At 70.6% G+C, this 22907-nt stretch carries 20 protein-coding genes; 6 read left to right on the top strand and 14 right to left on the bottom strand.

Translation table 11 applies throughout. The features are described from left to right. Positions 1-136: 136 nt before the first annotated feature. Entirely contained in the window at positions 137-457 is a 321-nt protein-coding gene (gene fdxA / locus ACWC94_RS10320) for a ferredoxin (protein ID WP_023546973.1), read from the bottom strand. Between the two features lie 140 nt (positions 458-597). Here fdxA and ACWC94_RS10315 point away from each other — a divergent pair, with 140 nt between their 5' ends. Together ACWC94_RS10315 and ACWC94_RS10310 are read left to right on the top strand one after the other, a co-directional pair. After that, a complete protein-coding gene (locus tag ACWC94_RS10315; protein WP_450796090.1) occupies positions 598-1620 on the top strand; it encodes a GNAT family N-acetyltransferase in 1023 nt (340 codons plus the stop codon). After that, positions 1607-2494, top strand: a complete 888-nt coding sequence (locus tag ACWC94_RS10310; protein WP_450796089.1) for a transglutaminase family protein — start codon at positions 1607-1609, stop codon at positions 2492-2494. The genes ACWC94_RS10315 and ACWC94_RS10310 overlap by 14 nt, the downstream gene beginning before the upstream one ends. A 4-nt stretch (positions 2495-2498) precedes the next feature. Here the strand turns inward: ACWC94_RS10310 and ACWC94_RS10305 are convergent, their stop codons facing one another. From ACWC94_RS10305 to ACWC94_RS10270, 8 genes are all read right to left on the bottom strand, one after another. Beyond that, on the bottom strand, positions 2499-3113 hold the full coding sequence (locus ACWC94_RS10305; protein ID WP_450796088.1) for a response regulator: 615 nt from the start codon (positions 3111-3113) through the stop codon (positions 2499-2501). Then, positions 3110-4300 carry a sensor histidine kinase gene (locus tag ACWC94_RS10300; RefSeq protein ID WP_450796240.1) on the bottom strand — a complete coding sequence of 397 codons (1191 nt, stop codon included), beginning with the start codon at positions 4298-4300 and terminating at the stop codon, positions 3110-3112. The genes ACWC94_RS10305 and ACWC94_RS10300 overlap by 4 nt, the downstream gene beginning before the upstream one ends. Positions 4301-4305: 5 nt before the next feature. Continuing rightward, entirely contained in the window at positions 4306-5046 is a 741-nt protein-coding gene (locus ACWC94_RS10295) for an ABC transporter permease (protein ID WP_450796087.1), read from the bottom strand. After that, positions 5043-5996 (bottom strand): ABC transporter ATP-binding protein, encoded by a 954-nt coding sequence (locus tag ACWC94_RS10290; protein ID WP_450796086.1) that lies wholly within the window; start codon positions 5994-5996, stop codon positions 5043-5045. Before ACWC94_RS10290 ends, ACWC94_RS10295 begins: the two co-directional genes overlap by 4 nt. Before the next feature lie 144 nt (positions 5997-6140). Next, on the bottom strand, positions 6141-8570 hold the full coding sequence (locus ACWC94_RS10285) for a hypothetical protein (protein ID WP_450796085.1): 2430 nt from the start codon (positions 8568-8570) through the stop codon (positions 6141-6143). Between the two features lie 191 nt (positions 8571-8761). Further along, on the bottom strand, positions 8762-9178 hold the full coding sequence (locus ACWC94_RS10280) for a DUF6113 family protein (protein WP_450796084.1): 417 nt from the start codon (positions 9176-9178) through the stop codon (positions 8762-8764). Then, positions 9175-10035, bottom strand: a complete 861-nt coding sequence (gene mshB, locus ACWC94_RS10275) for an N-acetyl-1-D-myo-inositol-2-amino-2-deoxy-alpha-D-glucopyranoside deacetylase (protein WP_450796083.1) — start codon at positions 10033-10035, stop codon at positions 9175-9177. Before mshB ends, ACWC94_RS10280 begins: the two co-directional genes overlap by 4 nt. A gap of 59 nt (positions 10036-10094) precedes the next feature. Continuing rightward, on the bottom strand, positions 10095-10289 hold the full coding sequence (locus ACWC94_RS10270; protein ID WP_161287201.1) for a hypothetical protein: 195 nt from the start codon (positions 10287-10289) through the stop codon (positions 10095-10097). Positions 10290-10453: 164 nt separating this feature from the next. Between ACWC94_RS10270 and ACWC94_RS10265 the strand changes: the two genes are divergently transcribed. Then, the gene (locus ACWC94_RS10265; RefSeq protein ID WP_450796082.1) at positions 10454-12592 is read left to right on the top strand and encodes a prolyl oligopeptidase family serine peptidase; all 2139 of its coding nucleotides are present in this window, start codon (positions 10454-10456) and stop codon (positions 12590-12592) included. Positions 12593-12708: 116 nt separating this feature from the next. Here ACWC94_RS10265 and ACWC94_RS10260 read toward each other — a convergent pair whose 3' ends face one another. The 5 genes from ACWC94_RS10260 to ACWC94_RS10240 form a co-directional block, all read right to left on the bottom strand. Then, positions 12709-13773: an ABC transporter ATP-binding protein gene (locus ACWC94_RS10260; protein ID WP_450796081.1), complete on the bottom strand. Its 1065-nt coding sequence runs from the start codon at positions 13771-13773 to the stop codon at positions 12709-12711. Next, positions 13757-14740, bottom strand: a complete 984-nt coding sequence (locus tag ACWC94_RS10255; protein ID WP_450796080.1) for an ABC transporter ATP-binding protein — start codon at positions 14738-14740, stop codon at positions 13757-13759. The genes ACWC94_RS10260 and ACWC94_RS10255 overlap by 17 nt, the downstream gene beginning before the upstream one ends. Positions 14741-14947: 207 nt before the next feature. Beyond that, a complete protein-coding gene (locus ACWC94_RS10250) occupies positions 14948-15928 on the bottom strand; it encodes an ABC transporter permease (RefSeq protein ID WP_450796079.1) in 981 nt (326 codons plus the stop codon). Next, on the bottom strand, positions 15921-16841 hold the full coding sequence (locus tag ACWC94_RS10245) for an ABC transporter permease (RefSeq protein WP_450796078.1): 921 nt from the start codon (positions 16839-16841) through the stop codon (positions 15921-15923). Before ACWC94_RS10245 ends, ACWC94_RS10250 begins: the two co-directional genes overlap by 8 nt. Positions 16842-16846: 5 nt before the next feature. Beyond that, complete coding sequence (locus ACWC94_RS10240) at positions 16847-18466, bottom strand: peptide ABC transporter substrate-binding protein (RefSeq protein ID WP_450796077.1); 1620 nt, start codon at positions 18464-18466, stop codon at positions 16847-16849. A gap of 487 nt (positions 18467-18953) precedes the next feature. Here ACWC94_RS10240 and ACWC94_RS10235 point away from each other — a divergent pair, with 487 nt between their 5' ends. The 3 genes from ACWC94_RS10235 (at position 18954) to ACWC94_RS10225 (ending at position 22901) form a co-directional block, all read left to right on the top strand. Further along, positions 18954-19982: an ABC transporter permease gene (locus ACWC94_RS10235; protein ID WP_450796076.1), complete on the top strand. Its 1029-nt coding sequence runs from the start codon at positions 18954-18956 to the stop codon at positions 19980-19982. Between the two features lie 74 nt (positions 19983-20056). After that, positions 20057-21838, top strand: coding sequence for an ABC transporter substrate-binding protein (locus ACWC94_RS10230; RefSeq protein ID WP_450796075.1), 1782 nt, complete (start codon positions 20057-20059; stop codon positions 21836-21838). Between the two features lie 82 nt (positions 21839-21920). Next, positions 21921-22901 carry an ABC transporter permease gene (locus ACWC94_RS10225; protein ID WP_450796074.1) on the top strand — a complete coding sequence of 327 codons (981 nt, stop codon included), beginning with the start codon at positions 21921-21923 and terminating at the stop codon, positions 22899-22901. The last annotated feature ends 6 nt before the right edge of the window (positions 22902-22907 follow it).

Below are 22907 nucleotides of genomic sequence, written 5' to 3'. Positions count from 1 at the left end.
GGAATCAGGCTCACTTTCGTACGGTGCGGCAAACGCCTCGGTCCCGCACGGCGGTGATCAGGCCGACGGGGGCTGATCGGGCCGTACGGGACCGAGGCGGCGCGGTTCGCGGGCGGCCGCTAGGCGCTCAGAACGGTCACTCGCCCTGCGGCGGCAGCGCGGCGACGAAGGGGTGGTCCCGCTCGATCAGCCCGAGCTTGCTGGCGCCGCCGGGAGAGCCGAGCTCGTCGAAGAACTCGACGTTCGCCTTGTAGTAGTCCTTCCACTCCTCCGGGACGTCGTCCTCGTAGAAGATCGCCTCGACCGGGCAGACCGGCTCACAGGCACCACAGTCGACGCATTCGTCCGGGTGGATGTACAAGGACCGGGAGCCCTCGTAAATGCAGTCGACCGGGCACTCCTCGATGCACGCCTTGTCCTTCACGTCGACACAAGGCTGCGCGATGACGTAGGTCACGCTGTCGTTCCTCCTCGATAGGGCGCTGGCGGGCCTCCTCAGGCTCCGCCGCCTGGCGCGCGGGAGCGCGGCGTCGTCGATGCCCGCCCCTAGTATCTCCGTTCCGGAGCATGATCCGAACAGGAGGGGTGAACTGACCAGTGGAAATCTCGGCGACAGGACGCCTGGAAGTCCGAATCACCCCCGCTGACGTGGGAAAACGAGTCTCGGTACGGCGCTTGAGCGAACCTGGGGCGGCACAGGAGAAGTTCACCGACACGGTGGGTGTTCTCACATCATGGGATGATGGCGTGCTCATGATCACACGACGGGACGGGCGGAGTGTCCGGATCGCCGAGTCTGCCCTGGTCGCGGGCAAGGTCGTGCCGGCCGCTCCGGCGCGCCGCCGGGGGCCGGCCGCCTCGTACGAGGAGCTCGCGCCGGTCGTCTCACGCGGATGGCCGGCACTGGAGACCGAACGGCTCGGGGAGTGGGAGCTGCGGGCCGCCGGAGGGTTCACCCGGCGGGCCAACAGCGTCCTGCCGCTCGGTGATCCGGGCGTTCCGCTCGACGCGGCCCTTGCGGCCGTACGACGCTGGTACGGCGAGCGTGGCCTGCCCGCCTACGTCCAGACCGCCACCGGAGCCGAGGGCACGCAGGAACTGCTGTCCGCGCACCTGGAGCGGCACGGCTGGGTCCGGGAGGTGACGGCCGAGGTGTGGACGGGTGCCCTGGCGCCGGTCGCGGACCGGGCCGAGGGCGCCGGTGTGGTGTTGTCGCGGCGGGCGGACGAGGCGTGGCTCGCCCGGTACCAGCGCAAAGGGGTGAGCGAGGTGGCCCTGCGGGTGCTCAGCGGTGGGCCGTCGGTGTGGTTCGCGTCCGTGCCGGGTGCGCAGGGCGAGCCTCCGGCCGCGATCGGGCGGTGTGTCGTGGACGGGCGGTGGGCCGGGTTCGCCGCCGTCGAGGTGGATCCCGGGCGGCGCCGGCAGGGGCTCGCCACCGAGGTGATGGCCGCGCTGGCCCGGCGCGCGCTGGACGAGGGCGCCTCGGCGGCCTGGCTGCAGGCCGAGACGGACAACGAGGGTGCCCGCGCGCTCTACGCCGCGCTGGGCTTCGCACCGCACCACGCGTACCACCACTACCGGGCGCCGCAAGAGCAGGGCGACCGCCATGGAAGGGCATGAGCCTGCCATGCGTCCTCCGTATCTCCCGCCGCCGTATCCGCCCCCGCCGGAGCGGTCGGCCGAGTTGCGCCGGCGGTTCGCCGAGGAGGCCCGGTCCGAGCGGCCGGATCTGTCGGCGCTGTGCCTGCTGATCGGCGCCGAGGCGGACGGCTCTCTCGACGAGACCGGCATCGACGCGGCACAGGCGGAGCTGGACCGGCTCGCGGGCGAGCTGCCGTACCGGCCGGGCGGCCCGCACGCCTGGGCGGAGGCCGTACGGCGGCTGCTCGGGGCGCGCTACGCGTTCCACGGGACGCCCGGCGACTACCAGCGGCTGGAGTCCTCCCTGCTGCACGAGGTGCTGCGGCGGCGGCGCGGGCTGCCGATCCTGTTGTCGGTGGTGTGGCTGGAGGTGGCGCGGCGGGCGGGGGCTCCGGTGTACGGGGTCGCGCTGCCGGGGCACTTCGTGGTGGGGTTCGGCGCGGCCGGGGAACAGGTGCTGGCCGATCCGTTCGACGGCGGGCGGGTGCTGACCGGGGCCGACGCGGAGATGCTCGTGGCCGGGGCCACGGGGGCGCCCCTGGATGCCGCCATGCTGGAGCCCGCGGCGCCGCTGGACGTCGTCCAGCGGATCCTGAACAACGTCCGCGCGTGGGCCACGGCGCGGCCCGAGCGGTCCGATGTGGCCCTGTGGGCCGTGGAGCTGTCCCTGCTGGTACCCGCGCACCCGGCGCGGTTGCGGTACGAGCGGGGACAACTGCTCGTGCAGCGGGGCGAGTTCGTGTCAGGTGCGAAAGAGCTGGAGCATTACGCCGACTTGATCGAGGTGGTGGACGAGCCGGCCGCGCAGAAGGTGCGCCAACAGGCCCACACCGCTCGGGCCATGCTCAACTGAGCTGTCAGAGCCAGCCCTTCTCCCGGGCTGTCCGCACCGCCTCCGCCCGGTTGCGTACCGCGAGCTTCTGGATGGCCGTGGAGAGGTAGTTGCGGACGGTGCCCTGGGAGAGGTGGAGGGCCGTGGCCAGCTCGGCGTTGGTGGAACCGTCGGCCGCCGCGCGGAGCACCTCGCGTTCGCGCTCGGTCAGCGGGTTCGCGCCCTCGGCGAGCGCGGCGGCGGCGAGCGTGGGGTCGATGACCCGCTCGCCGGACAGCACCTTGCGGACGGCCTCGGCGAGCTGGGCGGCCGGGGCGTCCTTGACGAGGAAGGCGTCGGCACCGGCCTCCATGGCGCTGCGCAGATAGCCGGGGCGGCCGAACGTGGTCAGGACGACCAGCTTGACCTGCGGGAACGCCCGGTGGACCCGGGCCGCCGCCTCGATGCCGGTGCAGCCGGGCATCTCGATGTCGAGCAGCGCCACGTCCACGCCGTGCGCGGCGACGGCCCCGAGTACCTCGTCCCCGCGCGCGACCTGGGCGACGACGTCGATGTCGTCCTCCAGGCCGAGCAGGGCGGCCAGGGCCTCGCGGACCATCGACTGGTCCTCGGCCAGGAGGACCTTGATCGTGCTCGTCATGCCCCGGATCCTACGTCCACCGAAGTGGCCGTAGGTACGCGGGCGACCAGCCGGAATCCATGCCTGATCCGGCCCGCCTCCAGGGTGCCGCCGGCCTTCTCCAGCCGCTCGGCGAGGCCGGTCAGACCGTTGCCGGGTCCGCCACCGGCGCCCCCGGATCCGTTGTCCTCGACGGAGAGTTCGAGCATCGGACCGTCCAGGGTCTGGCGGTGGGTGAGCTGGACGAGGCACTTGTCGGCGCCGCTGTGCCGGACGACGTTGGTGACCGCCTCGCGCAGTGCCCAGGCGAGCACGGACTCGGCCTCCTCGGCGACACCGCCGAGGTCGGGTTCGGCGGGCACCTCGGCGGTGACACCGGCGGCGGTCAGCGCGACCTGGGTGCCGGCGAGTTCGGCGGCGAGCCGGGGGCGCCGGTACCCGGTGACGGCCTCCCGTACGTCCACCAGGGCCTGCCGGCTGACCTGTTCGATGTCCGCGACCTGCTGGGCCGCCTTGTCCGGGTGGTCGGGCAGCATCCGGCCGGCCAGCTCGCTCTTCAGCGTGATCAGGGACAGGGAGTGACCCAGCAGGTCGTGCAGGTCGCGGGCGAGGCGGAGGCGCTCCTCGTTGGCGGCGAGGTGGGCGACGGTGGCCCGTGCCTTGCGCAACTCGACCGTGGTGCGGATGAGTTGACCGACGCCGACCATCGCGAACCCGATCAGCGGGACGAGGAGCAGGCTGTCGTCCGGTTTCTCGTGCCAGCGCATTCCGACGAGGAACATCGCCGCGGTCGCCCCGGGGATCGCCCAGAACGCGGCCCGCACCGGCAGGGTGGCCCCGCAGGCCACCGACAGGTAGATGAACAGGCCGAGCCACGCACCGCCGAAGGCGTACGCCAGCAGGGGGGCGAGGACGCCGAGGACCGAGAGCAGCGAGACGACGAGGCGGGGGCTGAAGGACCGGCCCATGTTGCGGATGACCAGCGTCAGGTAGGCGACGACGAAGGACGTGAGGCCGATCGCGCCGGCGGCCGTGGCGGCCGTGGTGTGGTGGCCCGAGGCCAGGTCCTTGACCGGCGAGCTGAGGAAGATCAGCCAGATACCGATCCACAGCAGCTTGACCACCAGCTCACGCCGGTCGCGGGGCGCCTGGCCGATCCTCACCTGCTGCTCCGGCCGCTTCTCGCAGACCTGCGGGTCTTCCGTCATCGTGCTCACGCCTTCAGCGTGTCCTTCCGGTACAGCCAGGCCGCGCCGCCCGCGAAGAGGACGAAGTAGGCGGCGAGGATGGCGATGTCCGTCGCGCTCGGGGCCTGGCTCTGCTCGATCGCCCGTCCCAGTGCAGCGTACGCGTGCGTGGGCAGCCACTTCGCGATGTCCTGCAGGATCTTCGGGAAGGTGGTGGACGGCATCCACAGGCCGCCGAGGACCGACAGACCGAAGTAGATGATCATCGTGAGGGGGCGGACCGCGTCACCGCTCGCGACATAGCCGAGGGCGACACCGAGCGCGGCGAAGACGAGGCTGCCGGCCCAGATGACCCCGGTGAGGGCGAGCCACTGCCAGGCGTCCAGGTGGACGTGCTTGATCGCGGCGGCGGCGATGAACAGCACGATGATCGACGGCAGGCTCACCACGGCGGCGCTGGCGGTCTTGGCGATGACGTAACCGCGCCCGGGGAGCGTGGTCAGCCGCAGCTGCCGTACCCAGCCGTTCTCGCGCTCCTTGGCGATGCGCTCGCTGTTGCCCATGAGGACGGCGGTCAGGGCGCCGAAGGAGGCCATGGAGACCATCAGATAGGTGGCGACGGTCAGGCCGGTGCCCTGGACCTTCTCGTTCGAGCCGGAGCTGCTGGAGAAGATCAGGAAGAGGGCCGTGGGGTAGAGCACGGAGAAGAACAGGAACTTCTTGTTACGCAGGGCGCGGGCCAGTTCCAGCTTGATCAGGGCGTTCATGACTGCTTGGCCTCCTCGGCCTCCGTGATGGCGACGAAGGCCTGCTCCAGACCGAGACCGGCGACTTCGAGGTTGCGGGGGTAGACACCGAGGCCGTACAGGGCGTGCACGGTGGCGTCGGCGTCGGACGACTGGATGCGCACGGTCTGGCCGGACCCCGCGGCGGAGCCGCTGTTGGACACGGTGACGGAGGTCAGGAACGGCAGGGCGCGCAGGGCGGCCTCGTCGATCTCCCCCTCCAGGTCGAAGGAGACGCGCCGGGCGCCCGCCTTGGCCTTGATCTCGGCGGCGGTGCCGTCGGCGAGGAGCCGGCCGCGGTGCAGCACCAGGACCCGGTCGGCGATGGCGTCGGCCTCTTCGAGGTAGTGGGTGGCGAACAGGACCGTACGGCCCTGGTCGGCCTGCTCGCGCATGGTGGCCCAGAAGGCCTGGCGGGCGGAGACGTCCATGCCGGTGGTCGGCTCGTCCAGGATGATCAGGTCGCTGTCGCCGGCGGTGGCGAGGGCGAAGCGGACGCGCTGGGCCTGGCCGCCCGAGAGCTTGTTGACCTTGCGGGCGGCGATCTGTGTGATGCCCGCGCGGGCCATGACGTCCGCGGCCTTGTACGGCTTCGGGTGCAGCGAGCAGCCCAGCTTCACCAGTTCCTCGACGGTGACCTCGTCCATCAGGCCGCCGCTCTGCAGCATGGCCCCGACCCGCCCGGCGACGATCGCCTCGCGCGGGGTACCGCCGAACAGGCTCACCGTGCCGCTGTCGGGATGCTTGAGGCCGAGGAGCAGGTCGAGGGTGGTGGACTTGCCGGCCCCGTTCGGGCCGAGGAGGGCGACGGTCTCGCCCGGGTACAGCCGGAGCGAGAGCCCGTCGACGGCCCGCACGCTCCCGTACGTCTTGGTCACCTGGTCGAAGCCGACCACCGGGGTGGTGGTGGCCGGTGCCGCAGTTGTCGTCATGGCATCCATGCTCGCGGCGGGGGCCGGGTGCCGGGCAGTGTCGGGGGTCCTGAGTACTGGATGACAGATGTCATGCGGATCGGGTGACGGGCGTGGCGACGGGGGCGCCCGGTACCGCCGGGCGCCCCCGTGTACGGCCGGAGACTAACTGGGGTTGGTGTCGATGACCGCGACCCGGTTGGTCTTGCTGATCAGGGCCTGGCGGAGGGCGAGGTAGACCTCCTGCGGGGTGACCGGCGTCTTCTTGCCGTTGGACCGGGTGATGAGCACGCCGTCGAAGGCCTTGCCGTACAGCTGCCTCAGGGCGGCCAGGTCGGGCTTGTCGACCAGCTTGCCGTCCGACGTGGGCACCACCTTGAGGAACTTCCAGAGGGATTTCTCCGGGCTCATCAGCACCACGTGCCCCGCGCCCGCCGACACGGTCACCTTGCCCGACATCGCCGGCTCCGCGAACTCCTTCATCTCGCGGTCGACCTCGGCCCTGGACACCGTCGGCTGCTTGGTGGCCGTCGGGACGGTGACCGGGGTCGCCGTGTTCGTCTCCACCATCGTGCGGTAGGCCTGCTCGACCACCTGTGTCGACTGGGCCGCGTCAATGGCCTTGCCCGCCTTGCCGTAGACGGCGACGGCCGCGCCGGGCTTGAAGTCGATGCCGCCCTCGGTGACCGAGCCGGAGCCGCCGCCGGTCTGCTGCAGGGCCGCCTGCAGCTTCTCCTCGTCCACCGGCATCTCCGGGTCGATCACCCGCTTCTGCCCGAAGAGCGAGCCGATGACGTGGACCGGGTTGTAGTCGCTGGTCGCGGCCTTGCTCACGGTGGCCTGGAAGTCGAACTGGAGGCCTGCGTTCTCCGGGGTGACGCTGACCGTGCTGCCGCCGACGGAGAGCTTCAGCGGCTTGTTCACCCGGCTGCCGAAGGCGTCGTCGAGCTTCTTGACGGCGTCGTCACGGGTGCCGCCGCCGATGTCCACGCCGAGGACCGTGGTGCCCTTGGGCACGTCGGTGTGGTTCATCAGCAGTCCGGCGCCGTAGGCACCGCCCGCGACGACGACCACGCCGGCGCCGAGCAGCACCAGCTTGCTGCGGCCCTTCTTCTTCGGCTTGGCCTGCGCCTTGGGCGCGGGGGCCGGCTGCGGCTTGGCCGGGGTCTGCGCGGCCGGGCCGTCGGGCCGGGCGCCGCCGAACGGGGAGGTGCCGGCGTCGGGGATGACCGGGATGCCGCTGGTGACGGTGTGTCCGGAGACGTTGTCGGCCGGGCGGTAGCCGGGCGTGCCCGGTTCGGGGGCCGGCTTCTGCGGGGTGAGGATCGCGGTGTCGTCGCTGAGCCCGCCGCCCGGACCGAGTCCGGTGGGGCCGCCGGACCGGCCGGGACCCGTGGGACCGCCGGACCGGCCGCCGGGACCACCGGAGCCGGTACCCGGACCGCCGGGGCCGCCGGGGCCGGACGGACCTTCGAGGTCGGCGAGATCGGCGAGGGCGCTGCGGGGAGGCTGGGTGCCCCGGCCGCCGGGGCCACCGTAGCCGTCTCCCGTGCCGAGCGAGCCCCCGGGGCGGGGGCCGTCGAAGGGTTCGCCGCCGTCCGGGCCGGGGCCGCCGGCCGACGGGAGGAGGGGGCCGTCGCCGGTGACCGGGCCGCTGGTGGGGCCGGCCGGGCCCTGCGGGCCGCCGGGACCGCCCTGGCCGCGCGGGCCGTTGAAGCCGCTGGCGCCGCCGGGACCGTTCGGTCCGCTGGCGCCCGCCGTACCGCCGAAGCCGTCCTGGCCGGTCGGGTCCGCGGCGCCGAAGGGGTCCTGGCCGCCGTTCTCCGAGAAGTAGGGCAGGTCGTCGCGGCGCGGTTCGCCGCCGGACGCGCCGGGGCGGGAGCCGCCGCCCAGCGGGCCCGCGGCCAGTGCCTCGGTCACGTCGAAGGAGCCGGTGCCGCCGCCGTGTCCGGGGGCGACGGGGCCGCCGGTGGCGCCGGGCAGGCCCTTGCCGTTCGTGCTGCCGGAACGGGAGCCGCCCGGCACGCTCATGGAGCCGACCACACCGCCGGGACGGCCGCCGCCCGGGCGTGCGCCGGTGGTACCGGCCGCACCGGATGCTCCCGGACCACCCGAACGGGTGCCCGACGCGCCGGAGGCCGGGGTGGAACCACCGGACATCCCGGTCCCGTTCGTGCCGCCGCCGGCCGGACCGCCCTTGCCGGCGCCGGACTTGCGGGGAGCGAACCAGTCGCTGGTCTTCTCCTCGGCCTGGGCCGCGGGCTCGGCGGCGGGCTCGGCGGTGCCGGTCCCGGTGGTGGTCCGGTCGGCAGCGGGCCGCACGTCGGCGGGCGCCTCGTCCCCGGCACCGTCGGCGTCCCCGACGGGCTTGCGCACGACGACGGGCGGGATGGGCCGGGATCCGGGGATGTTGATGCGGATCCGGGTCGTCAGCGTGGTCTCGGTCTTCTTCTCCTCCGGCCGCGTGCCCGAACGGCCCGCGTCCGCACCGTCACCGGAAGCCATGGGGGTCCCGTACGGCGGCGTGCCGGAAGGGTATGCGGCTCCGCCGCGCCCGTTGGGCCCGGAGGACGGAGTGTCAGTTTCACGACTCAAGGCAGGTTCTCCCAGTTGGCTCCACCGCCCGACACGACCTCACGATGGGGGTCCCCCCGCTCGAGTGAAGCCGGGAGCGGGGGAGGCTCGGCGGCGCGCACCACCATACTGGCCACTTCTGGCGCGTATCCCATGACCGCTGAGGAAACCCACACCGGACTCGCACGTGCACCGCACGGCGAAGTGGTACGTCACTTGCCAAGTCGGGCGGCACCGCCGCGAGGTTGCCGCCCGGCGCCAACGGTGGCACAGATCACAGCGAGGGCCATGCCACCGAGCAGGAAGAGGTAGGAACCGCCTCCCGCGCTGAACAGGAAGTCGCCTTCGGGGCGCGAGGTGGTGAGCAGGACGACGGCGACGATCCAGCCCGCCACCGGTGCGACCGCCCCGCCCCGGCCGCCGGTGGCCTGCGCCCCGCCCAGGAAGAGGCCGGCCGCGCCCGCGAGGGCGAGCAGCAGCCCGCCGGGGAACCAGGCGGCCTGGACGAGGGTGCCGGCGGCACCGGTGACGGCGCCGAGGAGGAAGAGGCCGACATGGGCGGCGGCCCGTCCGGCCGAGGGCGGGCGCAGCGGCTGGGCCAGCAGCGGGCCCTGTCCCGGGTTGCTCATGGCGTCTCCTGCAGGTCGAGTCCGGCGAACAGGTCGGTCTCCCCGGGCCGCGCCGTGCCGTGCACCAGCTCGTAGTACTCGGTGGTGAACAGCGGCTGGGCCAGTTCGTTGGAGAGCGCGAAGTACGGCTCGGCCACGGCGATCTGGGTGGCGTGGGCGCGCATCGCGGCGGCCTTGGCCGCGCCGTGGGCGCCGCCGTCGACGGCGGTGGTGACCCGCTCGTCGTCGACCACGCCGGGTACGTCGTCCAGGGACGCGCTCTTGTCGAACGGCAGTACCGACAGCTCGTCCTGGAGGCGGGCGAAGGCGGCCTCGGCGACGGAGCGCGGGACGCGGTTCCAGTAGACCTTGGCGATCCGGTGGCCGCGTTCGGCCGCGAGGTCGACGGCGCGCATGGCGACGCGGTGGGCCTGGATGTGGTCGGGGTGGCCGTACCCGCCGTGGTCGTCGTAGGTGACGAGGACCTGGGGGCGGACCTCGAGGATCACCTCGGCGAGGTGCCCGGCGGCCTGGTCCACATCGGCCTGCCAGAAGCACCCGGGGTCCTCGTTGTCCGGGATGCCCATCATGCCGGAGTCCCCGTACCGCCCCGCCCCGCCGAGCAGCCTGGCGTCCGTCACGCCCAGCTCGCGCACGGCGGCGGCCAGCTCCCCGCGCCGGTGGGCGCCCAGTGCCGGGCCCGTCAGGTGCCGCAGCTCCGGCGGGATGACCTCGCCCCGCTCCCCGAGGGTGCAGGTGACCAGGGTCACATGGGCGCCCTCGGCCGCGTACCTGGCCATGGTCGCGCCGTTGTTGATCGACTCGTCGTCCGGGTGCGCGTGCACCAGCAGCAGACGCCGGGCTGGCAGTTCCGTCATGGGACCACCCTACGAGGCCGCCCCGCCCTCGCGGCGCGGCAGGCCGAGCCGGACGCCGCTCAGAACTTGATGCTGCCGATCATGCTGGCGACGTTCGTCGTCAGCTCGCTGATCGTGGGGGCGACGGTCGAGGAGGCGAGATAGAAGCCGAGCAGGACGCAGACGACCGCATGGCCGCCCTTCAGTCCTGACTTCTTGATCAGCAGGAAGACGATGATCGCCAGCAGCACCACCGCCGAAATCGAGAGTGCCACGGCGGCTCACCTCCAAAGATCGCCAGATCTAGATCAGTTGAGCAAATCCATGCGGACGCCAGCAGGTTCATACCCACGCAGCGGTAGTGATCATAACTATCCGTGCTCGCGCATCGCTCGGCGCACAGCCGCACAAGGGGGCGCATGGCCAATATGGTCGGGGTATGACGACCGAGCCTGACTCCTTCCCCCGTCGGCACGCCCGGACCCAGCGGTTCACGCTCGGCGCGCCGCGCGCGTTCACCGTGGCGCCCGACGGTTCCCGTGTCGTGTTCCTGCGCTCCGGCTCCGGCACGGACCGGGCCAACTCCCTCTGGGTCATGGACCTTCCGGGGGGCGAAGAGCGCCCGGCGGCGGATCCGGGCCTCCTTCTCGGCGGCGCCCGCGAAGAGCTCTCGACCGAGGAGCGGGCGCGCCGGGAACGCAGCCGGGAGGGGGGTGCGGGCATCGTCGGCTACGCCACCGACACGGCCGTGGAGTTGGCGTCTTTCGCCTTGTCGGGGCGGCTTTTCACGGCCGAGCTGCGGGCCGGCACGACACGGGAACTCCGGGTGCCGGGACCGGTGATCGACCCGCGCCCCTCCCCCGACGGCCGGCACGTCGCGTATGTCGCCCGGGGTGCGCTGCGGGTCGTGGGCGCCGAGGGCGAGGACGACCGGGCGCTGGCGGAGCCGGAGCCGGCGGCAGGCCCGGGGCAGGTCACCTACGGGCTCGCGGAGTTCGTCGCGGCCGAGGAGATGGGGCGTTCGCGCGGTTTCTGGTGGGCGCCGGACGGCCGCCGGCTGCTCGTGGCGCGCGTGGACGACACGCCGGTGCGGCGGTGGTGGATCGCGGATCCGGCCCACCCGGAGCGCGCGCCGCACGACGTCGCGTACCCGGCCGCCGGCACGCCCAACGCGGACGTGCGGCTGTTCGTCATCGGGCTCGACGGGGTGCGCACGGAGGTCGCGTGGGACCGGGCCCGCTATCCGTATCTGGCACGTGTGCACTGGTCAGCGGCGGGTGCGCCGCTGGTGCTGGTGCAGGCGCGGGACCAGCGCAGCCAGCTGTTCCTGGCGGTGGACCCGGACACCGGGGCGACGCGCATGGTGCACGCGGACGAAGATCCAAGTTGGCTTGAATTGTTCGCCGGAGTGCCCTGCTGGAGCCCCTCCGGGCAGCTTGTCCGGATCGCGGACGAGGGGGGCGCCCGGGTACTGGCCGTCGGCGAACGGCCGTTGACCGGCAGCCAGTTGCATCTGCGCGCGGTACTGGACGTGGGCGCCGACGACGTGCTGGTTTCCGCCTCGGCGGGCACGGCGGCCGAGGAGCCGGAGACCGGCGAGGTCCATGTGTACCGGGTGAACGAGCTGGGCGTGGAGCGCGTGTCGCAGGAGCCCGGCGTGCACTCGGCGGTGCGCGCCGGGGGCGTGACGGTGCTCGTGTCGGCAAGCCTGGACAGGCCGGGCACCCGTGTCCAGGTGCTGCGTGACGGAAAACCGGCGGTGACTGTCCGGTCATACGCCGAAGATCCCGGTTTGTCCCCGCGGGTGACCCTCACCCAGGGGAGCGCACGCCGAATTCCGTGCGCCGTGCTCATGCCACGCGACTACCAGGGTGACACGCCCCTGCCCGTCCTGATGGACCCCTACGGCGGCCCGCACGGCCAGCGGGTGCTCGCCGCGCACAACCCCCACCTCACCTCGCAGTGGTTCGCCGACCAGGGCTTCGCGGTGATCGTGGCCGACGGACGCGGCACCCCGGGGCACTCGCCGGCCTGGGAGAAGGCGGTCCGGGACGAGCTGGCGGCCGTCGTGCTCCAGGACCAGGTGGACGCGCTGCACGCCCTCGCCGGGGACTTCCCGCTGGACCTGGGCCGGGTGGCGATCCGCGGCTGGTCCTTCGGCGGCTATCTGGCGGCGCTGGCGGTGCTGCGGCGCCCGGACGTCTTCCACGCGGCGGTCGTCGGCGCCCCGGTCACCGATCTGCGCCTGTACGACACCCACTACCAGGAGCGCTACCTCGGCCACCCGGACGAACAGCCGGAGGTCTACCGCCGCAACTCGTTGATCGACGACGCGGGTCTGGTCGACCCGGCCGAACCGCACCGCCCGATGATGGTCATCCACGGGCTGGCGGACGACAACGTCGTCGTCGCCCACTCCCTGCGGCTGTCCTCCGCCCTGCTCGCCGCGGGCCGCCCGCACGAGGTCCTGCCGCTGTCCGGGGTGACGCACATGACCCCGCAGGAGACCGTCGCGGAGAACCTGCTGCGGCTGCAGCTGGACTTCCTCCGGCGTGCCCTGCCCCAGCCGGGAAAATGACCGCCAACCGCGTTAACACGCGGGCAACTTCGCGGAAGCCGTACCGATATACGGACGCGCGAGGCTGATCAGCGTACGGCCGTGCGGGTGCCGTGAACGGGCCGGGGTGCGCCATGTCATCCCGGCCCGTTGCCGTGCTCGCCGCCCTCCGCCGGCACCACCTGCCGCTCCTCCGCGAAGTGGCAGGCCGAGGCGTGGGCCGCCGGGCCCGACGTGTCGCGGAAGGCGGCCGGTACCGCGAGGGCCGGGACCTCGCGGGCGCAGCGCTCCTGCGCCTTCCAGCAGCGGGTGCGGAAGCGGCAGCCGGAGGGGATGTTCGCCGGGGACGGCACGTCGCCGGTGAGGATGATCCGCTCACGGTGTTCGCGTGCCTCGGGGTCCGGGACCGGGACCGCCGACAGCAGCGCCTGGGTGTAGGGGTGCGTGGGGTGGTCGTAGATCTCGGCGTCCCGGCCGGTCTCCACGATCCGCCCGAGGTACATCACCGCCACCCGGTCGGAGATGTGCCGGACGACGGACAGGTCGTGCGCGATGAAGACGTAGGAGAGGTCGAACTCCGACTGGAGGCGGTCCAGGAGGTTGATCACCTGGGCCTGGACCGAGACGTCCAGCGCGGACACCGGCTCGTCGGCGACGATCACCTCCGGGCGCAGGGCCAGCCCCCGTGCGATGCCGATGCGTTGGCGCTGGCCGCCGGAGAACTGGTGCGGGTAGCGGTTGACGTACTCCGGGTTGAGGCCGACCACGTCCAGCAGCTCCTGGACCCGGCGGCGGCGGTCTCCCTTCGGTGCGGCCTCGGGGTGGATGTCGTACGGCTCCCCGATGATGTCCCCGACCGTCATACGGGGGTTGAGGGAGGTGTACGGGTCCTGGAAGACCATCTGGATGTTGCGTCGGACCGCCTTGAGTGCCTTGCCGGACAGCCGGGTGATGTCCTCTCCCTTGAACCTGATGGAGCCGGCCGTGGGGCGTTCGAGACTGCAGAGCATCTTCGCGACGGTCGACTTGCCGCAGCCCGACTCCCCGACGATGCCGAGGGTCTCGCCCCGGCCGAGGGTGAAGTCGACGCCGTCGACGGCCTTCACCGCGCCGACCTGCCGCTTGAACAGGATGCCGTGGGTGAGCGGATAGTGCTTGACCAGCCCGGTCACCTCGAGGATCGGCTCAGTGGTCGCGGTCATCCAGGCACTCCCTCCAGAAGTGGCAGGCGCTGCCGCGTACGCCGGAGACCTCGTACAGCGGGGGTTCGTCGGTGCGGCAGACGTCCCTGGCCATCGGGCAGCGCGGGTGGAAGGAGCAGCCGGGCGGGACGTTCATCAGGTTCGGCGGCAGGCCCTTGATGGCGTACAGCTCCTGTCCCTTCTGGTCCAGGCGGGGGATGGAGTCCAGCAGGCCGCGGGTGTAGGGGTGGGCGGGCGCCTTGTAGATGTCGTGCACGGGTGCCGACTCGACGATCTTCCCGGCGTACATCACGGCGATCCGGTCGGCGACGTCCGCCACGACCCCCAGGTCATGGGTGATGAGGATGAGCCCCATGCGGTACTCGCGCCGCAACTCGGCGAGCAGGTCCATGACCTGGGCCTGCACGGTGACGTCCAGGGCGGTGGTGGGCTCGTCGGCGATGATCAGCGCCGGTTCCAGGGCCAGCGCCATGGCGATCATGATGCGCTGGCGCATGCCGCCGGAGAACTGGTGGGGGTAGTCGCGGACACGCTGGGCGGCGGCCGGGATGCGCACCCGCTCCATCAGCTCGACGGCCTTGCCGCGCGCGTCCTTCTTCGACATGCCGCGGTGCACGACGAACATCTCGCCGAGCTGGTCCCCGACGGACAGGACGGGGTTGAGGGCCGACAGGGCGTCCTGGAAGATCATCGCCATCCCGGCGCCCCGGATCCTCCGCCGCTCCTCTTCCTTCAGGGTGAGCAGATCCCGCCCCTGGAACAGGATCTCGCCCCCGGTGATCCTCCCCGGCGGCATGTCGAGGATCCCCATGACGGCCTGCGCGGTGACGGACTTGCCCGACCCGGACTCCCCGAGCACGGCCAGGGTCTCCCCCGCGTCGACCTCGTAACTCACCCCGTTGACGGCATGCGCCACCCCGTCCCGCGTCCGGAACTCCACCCGCAGATCCCGCACTTCGAGCAGCACCCGCCATCACCTCAGCTTCGGATCGAGGGCGTCGCGGATGGCGTCGCCGAGCATGACGAGGACGGACACACTGATCGCCGACGCGTCCGCAGTCCACAGCGGACCCGCGCCGACACGCGTCCCTTCCCACCCCGCCCCCGCTTCGCGCCACCGGTCACCCCCGGCCGCCCGGTCCCCCCGTGGATCGCGGCACCGCAGCACCCGCCATCACCTCAGCTTCGGATCGAGGGCGTCGCGGATGGCGTCGCCGAGCATGATGAAGGCCAGGACCGTGATGGCCAGGGCGGCCGAGGGCCACAGGAGGGCGTGGGGGGCGTTGCGGATGTACGGGGAGGCGTTGGAGATGTCGATGCCCCAGGAGACGCTGGGCGGTTTCAGTCCCACTCCGAGGTACGACAGGGTCGCCTCCAGCGCGATGTAGGTGCCGAGGGCGATGGTCGCCACCACGATCACCGGGGCCACGGCGTTCGGGGCGATGTGGCGCAGCAGGACGCGGGAGTCGGAGGCGCCGAGGGCGCGGGCGGCCTGGACGTAGTCGTTCTGTTTGGCGGTGATGACCGAGCCGCGGGCGATCCGGCTGATCTGCGGCCAGCCCAGCAGGACCATGAAGCCGATCACCGGCCAGACCGTGTTGCTGGTGACCACCGACAGGAGGACGAGACCGCCCAGGACCACCGGGATCGCGAAGAAGATGTCGGTGATCCGGGACAGGACCGAGTCCCAGACGCCGCCGAAGTACCCGGCGAGGGCACCCAGCACCGCCCCGACGACGGCCACCCCGAGGGTCGCCAGGACGCCCACCGTGACGGACGTACGCGCGCCGTACACCGTGCGCGTGTAGACGTTGCAGCCCTGGCCGTCGTACCCGAAGGGCGCGCCCGGCCCCGGGCCGTCCTGGGCCCTGGCGAGGTCGCACTTCAGGGGGCTGCCGGAGGCGATCGCCGAGGGCCACAGGGAGATGAAGACCAGGAAGACGATGACCAGGGTCGAGATCAGGAACACCGGGTTGCGGCGCAGGTCCCGCCAGGCGTCGGACCACAGGGAGCGAGGCCTGCCGGACGGCCCGGTGCCCTCCGGTCCCCCGGGCGTCCGCTCCAGGGTGGCCGCCTCGCTCGCGCCCAGGTCCATCGTCCCGCCCATGCCGGTCCCGGCGATCGCGCCCTCGGGCTCGTACGGCTGCTCAGGCATAGCGGATCCTCGGGTCGAGTACGGCGTACAGGAGGTCGACGAGGAGGTTGGCGACGAGGAAGACCAGGACGAGGACGGTCACGAAACCGACCACCGTCTGGGTGTTCTGGCGCAGGATGCCCTGGTAGAGCTGGAAGCCGACGCCATGGATGTTGAAGATCCGCTCGGTGGCGATCGCCCCGCCCATCAGCGCGCCGATGTCGGCACCGATGAAGGTGACCACGGGAATCAGGGAGTTGCGCAGCAGGTGCCGGACGATCACCCGGCGCCGGGGCAGGCCCTTGGCGATCGCCGTACGGACGTAGTCGGCCCGCTTGTTCTCCGCGATGGCGGTGCGGGTCAGCCGGGTGACGTAGGCGAGGGAGACGGAGGCGAGGACCAGGCCGGGCACGATCAGCTCGTCGTAACTTCCGTAGCGCACGGACGGGCTGATCCACTGCCATCTGATGCCGAGCAGCAGTTGGAGCAGCAGGCCGGTGACGAAGGTGGGGACGGAGATCACCACCAGGGTGGCCAGCAGGACCCCGGTGTCGACGGGCCGGCCGCGCCGCATGCCCGTCAGCACGCCCAGCGACACGCCGACGACGATCTCGAAGAGGATCGCGACGATCGTGAGCCGGATGGTGACGGGGAACGCCGATCCCATCAGCTCGGTGACCTCCTGGCCGTTGAAGGCGGTGCCGAAGTCGCCGGTCAGGACGTTGCCCATGTAGGTCGCGTACTGCTGCCAGAGCGGCTTGTCCAAGCCGAACTCCCGCTTCAGCTGGGCGGCCGTCGCCGGGTCGCAGGCCCGCTCCCCGCACAGGCCGGCGATGGGGTCGCCCATCACGTTCACCATCAGGAAGATCAGCAGCGTCGACCCGATGAACACCGGGACCATCTGGAGCAGCCGCCTCGCGACATAGCGCCCCATGCGTCTCAGCCGACCTTGATCTCGTTGTAGACCGGCACGCTGAAGGGGTTGAGGGCCACGTGGGAGAGCCGGGAGGTGTAGCCGGCGCTGCCGTTCTGGTACCAGAGGGGGATGGCGGCCATGTTGTCGCGGACGACCTCCTCGGCCTGCTGGAAGAGCCGGACGGCGGTGGGCTGCGCGGTCTCGGCGTTGGCCCGGTCGACGAGCCGGTCGAACCGTTTGTCGGACCACTTGCCGTCGTTGGAGGAGGCGCCCGTGTAGTACAGCGGCTGCAGGAAGTTCTGGATCAACGGGTAGTCCATCTGCCAGCCGGCCCGGAAGGGGCCGGTCATCTTCTGGTGGGTGGTCTGGTTGCGGTAGTCGGCGAAGGTGCCGATCGGGTTGCCGACGCAGGCCCTGTCGTCGCCGAGGGCGTTGTTGATGGAGTTGCACACGGCGTCCACCCACTGCCGGTGCGAGCCCGTGTCCGCGTTGTAGGTGATCGTCAGCCGGCCGCCGGGGATCCCGCCGCCCTCCTGGATGAGCTTCCGGGCCTGCGCGGGGTCGTAGTCGCAGGCGTGGCCGCACAGTCCGGGTTTGTAGCCGCCGGCCTCGCCGAGGACCGGGGAGGTCCAGTCGGTGGCCGGGGTGCGGGTGTTCCGGAAGATGGTCTCGGTGATCTGCTTGCGGTTGATCGCCATGGACAGGCCCGTGCGGACCTTCCGTGCCCCGGCGGTGTTCCACTTCGGGTCGTAGTAGGGGAAGGCCAGGGTCTGCAGGATGCCGGCCGGGGTGTTGATGTAGCGGCCGTTCAGGTCGGTCCCGACGTTCTTGAGCTGGCTGGCCGGCACGTCGTCGACCAGATCGAGGTTGCCGGCCAGCACGTCGGTGTACGCGGTGCCGCTGTCGGTGTACACCAGCAGGGTCACGCCGACGTTCCGGGCCGGGTCGGGGCCGGGGTAGGCGTCCCACTTCCTCAGGTTCATCGCGGAGCCCTTGGTGTACGACTCGATCTGGTAGGGCCCGTTGCCGACCGGCTTGCTCACCCAGGCCGCGTGGTCGGTGAAGAAGGCGCGCGGGAGGGGGGCGTAGGCCGCGTAGCCGAGGGTGTCGGGGAAGCTGGAGAACTTCTGGCCGAGGGTGACGGTGAACGTCCTGGGGCCGGTGACCCTGAGTCCGGACAGCGTGTCGGCGGTCTGCGCGCCGCTGTCGGGGTGGACCTTGTCGTAGCCCTCGATGTAGCCGAAGAAGTACGCGTTCTTCTGGTTGTTCCTGAGGCTCGCCCCGTAGTTCCAGGCGTCCACGAAGGACCGGGCGGTGACCGGTTCGCCGTTGCTGAACCTCCAGCCGTTCCTGACGGTGACGGTGAAGTGCCGCGAGTCGGGGGTGTCGATGCGCTCGGCGAGCATGTTCTGGGCCTTGCCGGTCCTCGGGTCGTACTTCTTCAGACCCCGGAAGATCATGTCGAGGACCTTGCCGCCCTGCACCTCGTTGGTGTTGGCGGGCTCCAGCGGGTTCTGCGGGTCACCCCAGGAGGAGGTCAGGACACCGGGGCCGCCGAACCCGCCGCCGCCCCCGCAGCCGGCGGCCAGCAGCCCCGTGGCGATCACGCAGGCGGCCCGTCCGGCGTGCGTTCTTCCACGCATGCAGTGCCTCCTGAGCGCTCACCGATCCGATACCGGTCACTATCGAATCAGATACCGGCCAATATCGACTCATACAGGGCATATCGCATGCCCGTCGCTGGATTGGGGGCCTTTAGGGGGACACGTCATCCGAATGCAGACAGCCACCTGGGCGAGCCCGGACGATCTTGCGCGGACCGCGCAACAGATCTCCGTGCAACGTTGCCGAAACGTTGGATTGTGACGTGTCGATGTACGCATTTCGACACACTGCCGTCCGCATATCGAACTCATTGCCCGATTGGTGCAGTTGGTCCGATGTGAAGCACGGATTGATTACGGCGTGCTACCCGCGTAGCTACGGAACGGTCAAGATCAAGTAAAGAACGTAAAGACGCAACCAAGGCGACCGAGAATTTATTGACCTTGAATGAATTGCGTTGAAAAAGTCCGGCGTAGCCCGTAGGGGAGCGCCCTGCGGAGCCTTGACCACAGGGCACGGAGCATCATGACCCCCCCAACCCCTTCGTCGGCCGCCCCACTCGAGGTGACCAAAGAAGACAGCGCCCCATCGGCGAAGCCCGGCAACCCGAAGGGCACCGAGAGCCGCTCTCCGGGACGGCTGGCCTGGACCCGCTTCAAGCGGGACCGTTCGGGCGTCATATCCGCCTTCGTGGTGATCTTCTTCTTCGTGGTGGGCATCGCCGCGCCGCTGATCGCCAAGGTGTACGGCAAGGACCCGTACACCACGTACGGCATGAACATCCCGGGCCTGTTCAACCAGTTCGGCTACCCGATCAAGCCCAACGGCGGCATCAGCTCCGACTTCTGGTTCGGCATCGAGCCGCAGCTCGGGCGGGACGTCTTCACCTTCCTGCTGTACGGCATCCGCAACTCGCTGCTGATCGCCACGGCCGCCGCCCTGCTGACGGTCCTGCTCGGTGTCGTCATCGGCATCACCGCCGGCTACCTGGGCGGCAAGACGGACTACTTCGTCGGCCGCGTGATCGACATCCTGCTGGCGTTCCCGCAGACGCTGTTCTTCATCGCCTTCTGGCCGGTGGTCATGGCGATCTTCGTCGCGCCGACGGACGCCACCCCGGTCTGGCTGACCGTCACCAGCCTCATCCTCGTGATGACGGCCTTCGGCTGGGCCTCCATCGCGCGTCTGCTGCGCGGTGAGGTACTCGCCCTGCGCGAGCGCGAGTTCGTGGAGGCGGCCAAGGTCACCGGTGCCTCCCCGGCCCGGATCATCTTCAAGGAACTGCTGCCCAACCTGTGGACCCCGATCCTCATCCAGGCAACGCTCCTCCTGCCGACCTACGTCACCACGGAAGCCGCCCTCGCCTTCCTCGGCGTCGGCCTCTCGGACCCCACCCCCGACTGGGGCGTGATGATCCAGAACGGCGCCAAGGTCTACCAGGACGACATCACCTTCATGCTCTTCCCGGGCCTGGCCATGGTGATCTTCGTCGTCGCCTTCAACCTCCTCGGTGACTCGGTCCGCGACGCCCTGGACCCGAAGACCAAGCGCTGAGTTCCGCCCCGGCCGGGCGACGGGGCCCGGCCAGGCGCAAGCACCTCTTTTCCTCCACTACGAACGGGTCAGCCATGTCTCTCTCCCGCAGAAACTTCGTCATCGCCACCTCTGTCGCGGCCGCAGGCTCGACGCTGCTGTCCGCGTGCAGCAGCGGCGGCGGGGGCGGCAACGGCAGCCCGACCGACGGTGCCACCTCCTACACGGCCGCCAAGGTCGCCATCGGCACCAAGGCCGACTCGACCGGCCCGGCCCCGGAGATCCCCGGTGCGAAGAAGGGCGGCACGATCTACGGTCTGTCGCCGCAGGACTTCTCCCACCTGGACCCGCAGCGCATCTACTACGCGTACAACTCCTCGGCCGCGCTGCTCCTGCACCGCTGCCTGACCGGCTACAAGACCGACGCCCAGGGCCACCAGACGCTGGTCGGCGACCTCGCCACCGACACCGGCACCGCCTCCAAGGACAACAAGACCTGGACCTTCACGCTGAAGGAGGGTCTGAAGTGGGAGGACGGCAGCGAGCTGACCGTCGAGGACGTGCGCCACGGCATCGAGCGCCTGTGGGCCCCGTTCATCACCGAGTCCGCCACCTACGTCCAGATGGCGCTGACCGGCAAGGGCGCCAAGTGGCGTGACGCCTACGAGGGCCCGTACAAGGGCAAGCACCTCGACTCGATCGTCACCGACAAGGCGAAGCGCACGATCACCTTCCACCTGGCCGAGGCCAAGCCGGACTTCAACTTCACGCTGGGCATGCACTCGTACGCCGCCACCTCGCCGAAGCTGGACACCAAGGAGAAGTACGACAAGCGGCCGGCCGCCTGCGGTCCGTACAAGATCAAGGCGCACACGACCGACAAGTCGATGGTCCTGGTCCGCAACGCGCACTGGGACCCGGCGACCGACTCGATCCGCAACGCCTACCCGGACAGCTTCGAGTTCGAGTTCGGTGTCACGATCCTCACGTCCACCGACCGCTTCATCGCGGACCAGGGCAACGACAAGCAGGCCGTGTCGATCTACAAGGAAGTCCCGGCCGAGCGCATCCAGAAGGTGCTCACCGACCCGCAGCTGAAGGCGCGTACCTTCAACGGCCTCCTCACCGGTCTGTACTACTACGCGATCAACACCAAGCGCGTCACCGACCTGAAGGTCCGCCAGGCCCTGAACCACGCCTGGCCGCTGCAGCAGATCCGGCAGATCTACGGCGGCCCGACCGCCGGTGACTTCGCGACCTCGATCATGAGCCCGGACCTCATCGGCTACGAGAAGTACGACCTCTACGGCAAGAACACCAAGCCGCAGGGCGACCCGGAGAAGTCCAAGGCCCTCCTGAAGGAGGCCGGCAAGCTGGGCATGAAGATCGTCTACGCGTTCCCGAGTGACCCGACCTACCTGAAGACCAAGGTCGTCATCGAGAACGCGCTGAAGGCGGCCGGCTTCACGCCGGTCATGAAGCCGATCGACCAGACCACGTACTACGACCAGATCCAGCAGATCGACAACACCTACGACGTGATGTGGTTCGGCTGGTCCCCGGACTGGCCGACCGCCTTCACCGTGATCCAGCCGCTGTTCGACGGTGCCGCCATCGGCAACGGCCAGAACAACATCTCGCAGACCAACATCAGCTGGATCAACGAGGGGATCAAGAAGAACGCGGTGATCGCCGACCAGCAGGAGGCGGGCAAGGCCTGGGCCGCGCTGGACAAGCGGATCATGAAGGAGGTCGCGCCGATCATTCCCGAGACCTTCCAGCGCCGCTACTACCTGCACGGCTCCAAGGTCGGCGGCGCCCAGATGGACCCGCAGTTCGCCTCGACCCTGCTGTACAAGACCTTCGTGAAGGCCTGACGTACGACCCCCCGGCGGGGCGGCCCCGTGCCGCCCCGCCCTCTCCACCCCCTACGGCATCCGTCAGGAAAACCCAACTGCCATGCTCCGCTTCCTCATCCGCCGGACCCTCGGCGCCGCTGTGATCCTGCTGATCATCAGCGCCCTGGTGTTCGTCCTGTTCTACGCCGCTCCGCGCGACCCCGCCCGCATCGCGTGCGGCAAGGTCTGCACACCCGAGACCCTGGCCCTGGTGAAGAAGAACCTGGGGATCGACCACTCGCTCCCCGTGCAGTACTGGGACTGGCTCAAGGGCCTGTTCGTGGGGCGTGACTACACCTCGTACGGGCGCTGCGACGCGCCGTGCCTCGGCTACTCGTTCCAGAACCGCGAGCCGGTCATGGCCACCATCGAGGACCGCTTCCCGACCACGCTCTCCCTGGCCCTCGGCAGCTCCGTGGTCTTCCTGCTCTTCGGTGTCGGCACGGGCATGCTGGCCGCGGTGAAGCAGGGCAAGGCCCTCGACAAGATCGCCAGCTCGGCGTCGCTGGTCGCGTCCTCGATGCAGATCTTCGTCGTCGGTGTGCTCGCCACGTACCTCCTCGTGGACCAGTGGCACCTGCTGGACCGCGCCAACTACACGCCGTTCACCGACGACCCGGGCAAGTGGTTCACCGGTCTGCTGGTGCCGTGGCTGGTGCTGTCGCTGATCTTCACCGCCAACTACACCCGTATGACGCGCTCCCAGCTGGTCGAGTCGCTCAGCGAGGACTACGTCCGTACGGCCCGCGCCAAGGGACTGTCCCGCCGGGCGGTGTTCTTCCGCTTCGCCTGGCGCGGCGCGATGGGCCCGATCATCACCATCTTCGGCCTCGACCTCGGCCAGCTGCTCGGCGGCGCGATCATCACCGAGTGGACCTTCAGCCTCCAGGGCATCGGCGCCCTCTCGGTGAAGGCCGTCGGCACCAACGACCTTCCTGTGCTGCTCGGCGTCATCCTGGTCGCGGCGGCCGCGATCGTCGTCTTCAACATCCTCGTCGACGCCGTGTACGCACTCGTCGACCCGCGCGTGCGCCTCGCCTAAGGAGAG

This window comes from Streptomyces sp. NPDC001135, assembly GCF_053598395.1.
This window is presented reverse-complemented; position numbering and strand designations above follow the sequence as displayed.

Excerpts from the sequence above, each read along its gene's own strand:
- ACWC94_RS10290 (WP_450796086.1), bottom strand. The coding sequence starts at position 5,996 with ATGACGACAACTGCGGCACCGGCCACCACCACCCCGGTGGTCGGCTTC.
- ACWC94_RS10245 (WP_450796078.1), bottom strand. The coding sequence starts at position 16,841 with ATGGGGCGCTATGTCGCGAGGCGGCTGCTCCAGATGGTCCCGGTGTTC.
- ACWC94_RS10265 (WP_450796082.1), top strand. The coding sequence starts at position 10,454 with ATGACGACCGAGCCTGACTCCTTCCCCCGTCGGCACGCCCGGACCCAG.
- ACWC94_RS10300 (WP_450796240.1), bottom strand. The coding sequence starts at position 4,300 with ATGACGGAAGACCCGCAGGTCTGCGAGAAGCGGCCGGAGCAGCAGGTG.
- ACWC94_RS10230 (WP_450796075.1), top strand. The coding sequence starts at position 20,057 with ATGTCTCTCTCCCGCAGAAACTTCGTCATCGCCACCTCTGTCGCGGCC.
- ACWC94_RS10295 (WP_450796087.1), bottom strand. The coding sequence starts at position 5,046 with ATGAACGCCCTGATCAAGCTGGAACTGGCCCGCGCCCTGCGTAACAAG.
- mshB (WP_450796083.1), bottom strand. The coding sequence starts at position 10,035 with ATGACGGAACTGCCAGCCCGGCGTCTGCTGCTGGTGCACGCGCACCCG.
- ACWC94_RS10250 (WP_450796079.1), bottom strand. The coding sequence starts at position 15,928 with ATGCCTGAGCAGCCGTACGAGCCCGAGGGCGCGATCGCCGGGACCGGC.
- ACWC94_RS10260 (WP_450796081.1), bottom strand. The coding sequence starts at position 13,773 with ATGACCGCGACCACTGAGCCGATCCTCGAGGTGACCGGGCTGGTCAAG.
- ACWC94_RS10310 (WP_450796089.1), top strand. The coding sequence starts at position 1,607 with ATGGAAGGGCATGAGCCTGCCATGCGTCCTCCGTATCTCCCGCCGCCG.
- ACWC94_RS10225 (WP_450796074.1), top strand. The coding sequence starts at position 21,921 with ATGCTCCGCTTCCTCATCCGCCGGACCCTCGGCGCCGCTGTGATCCTG.
- ACWC94_RS10240 (WP_450796077.1), bottom strand. The coding sequence starts at position 18,466 with ATGCGTGGAAGAACGCACGCCGGACGGGCCGCCTGCGTGATCGCCACG.
- ACWC94_RS10305 (WP_450796088.1), bottom strand. The coding sequence starts at position 3,113 with ATGACGAGCACGATCAAGGTCCTCCTGGCCGAGGACCAGTCGATGGTC.
- ACWC94_RS10280 (WP_450796084.1), bottom strand. The coding sequence starts at position 9,178 with ATGAGCAACCCGGGACAGGGCCCGCTGCTGGCCCAGCCGCTGCGCCCG.
- ACWC94_RS10235 (WP_450796076.1), top strand. The coding sequence starts at position 18,954 with ATGACCCCCCCAACCCCTTCGTCGGCCGCCCCACTCGAGGTGACCAAA.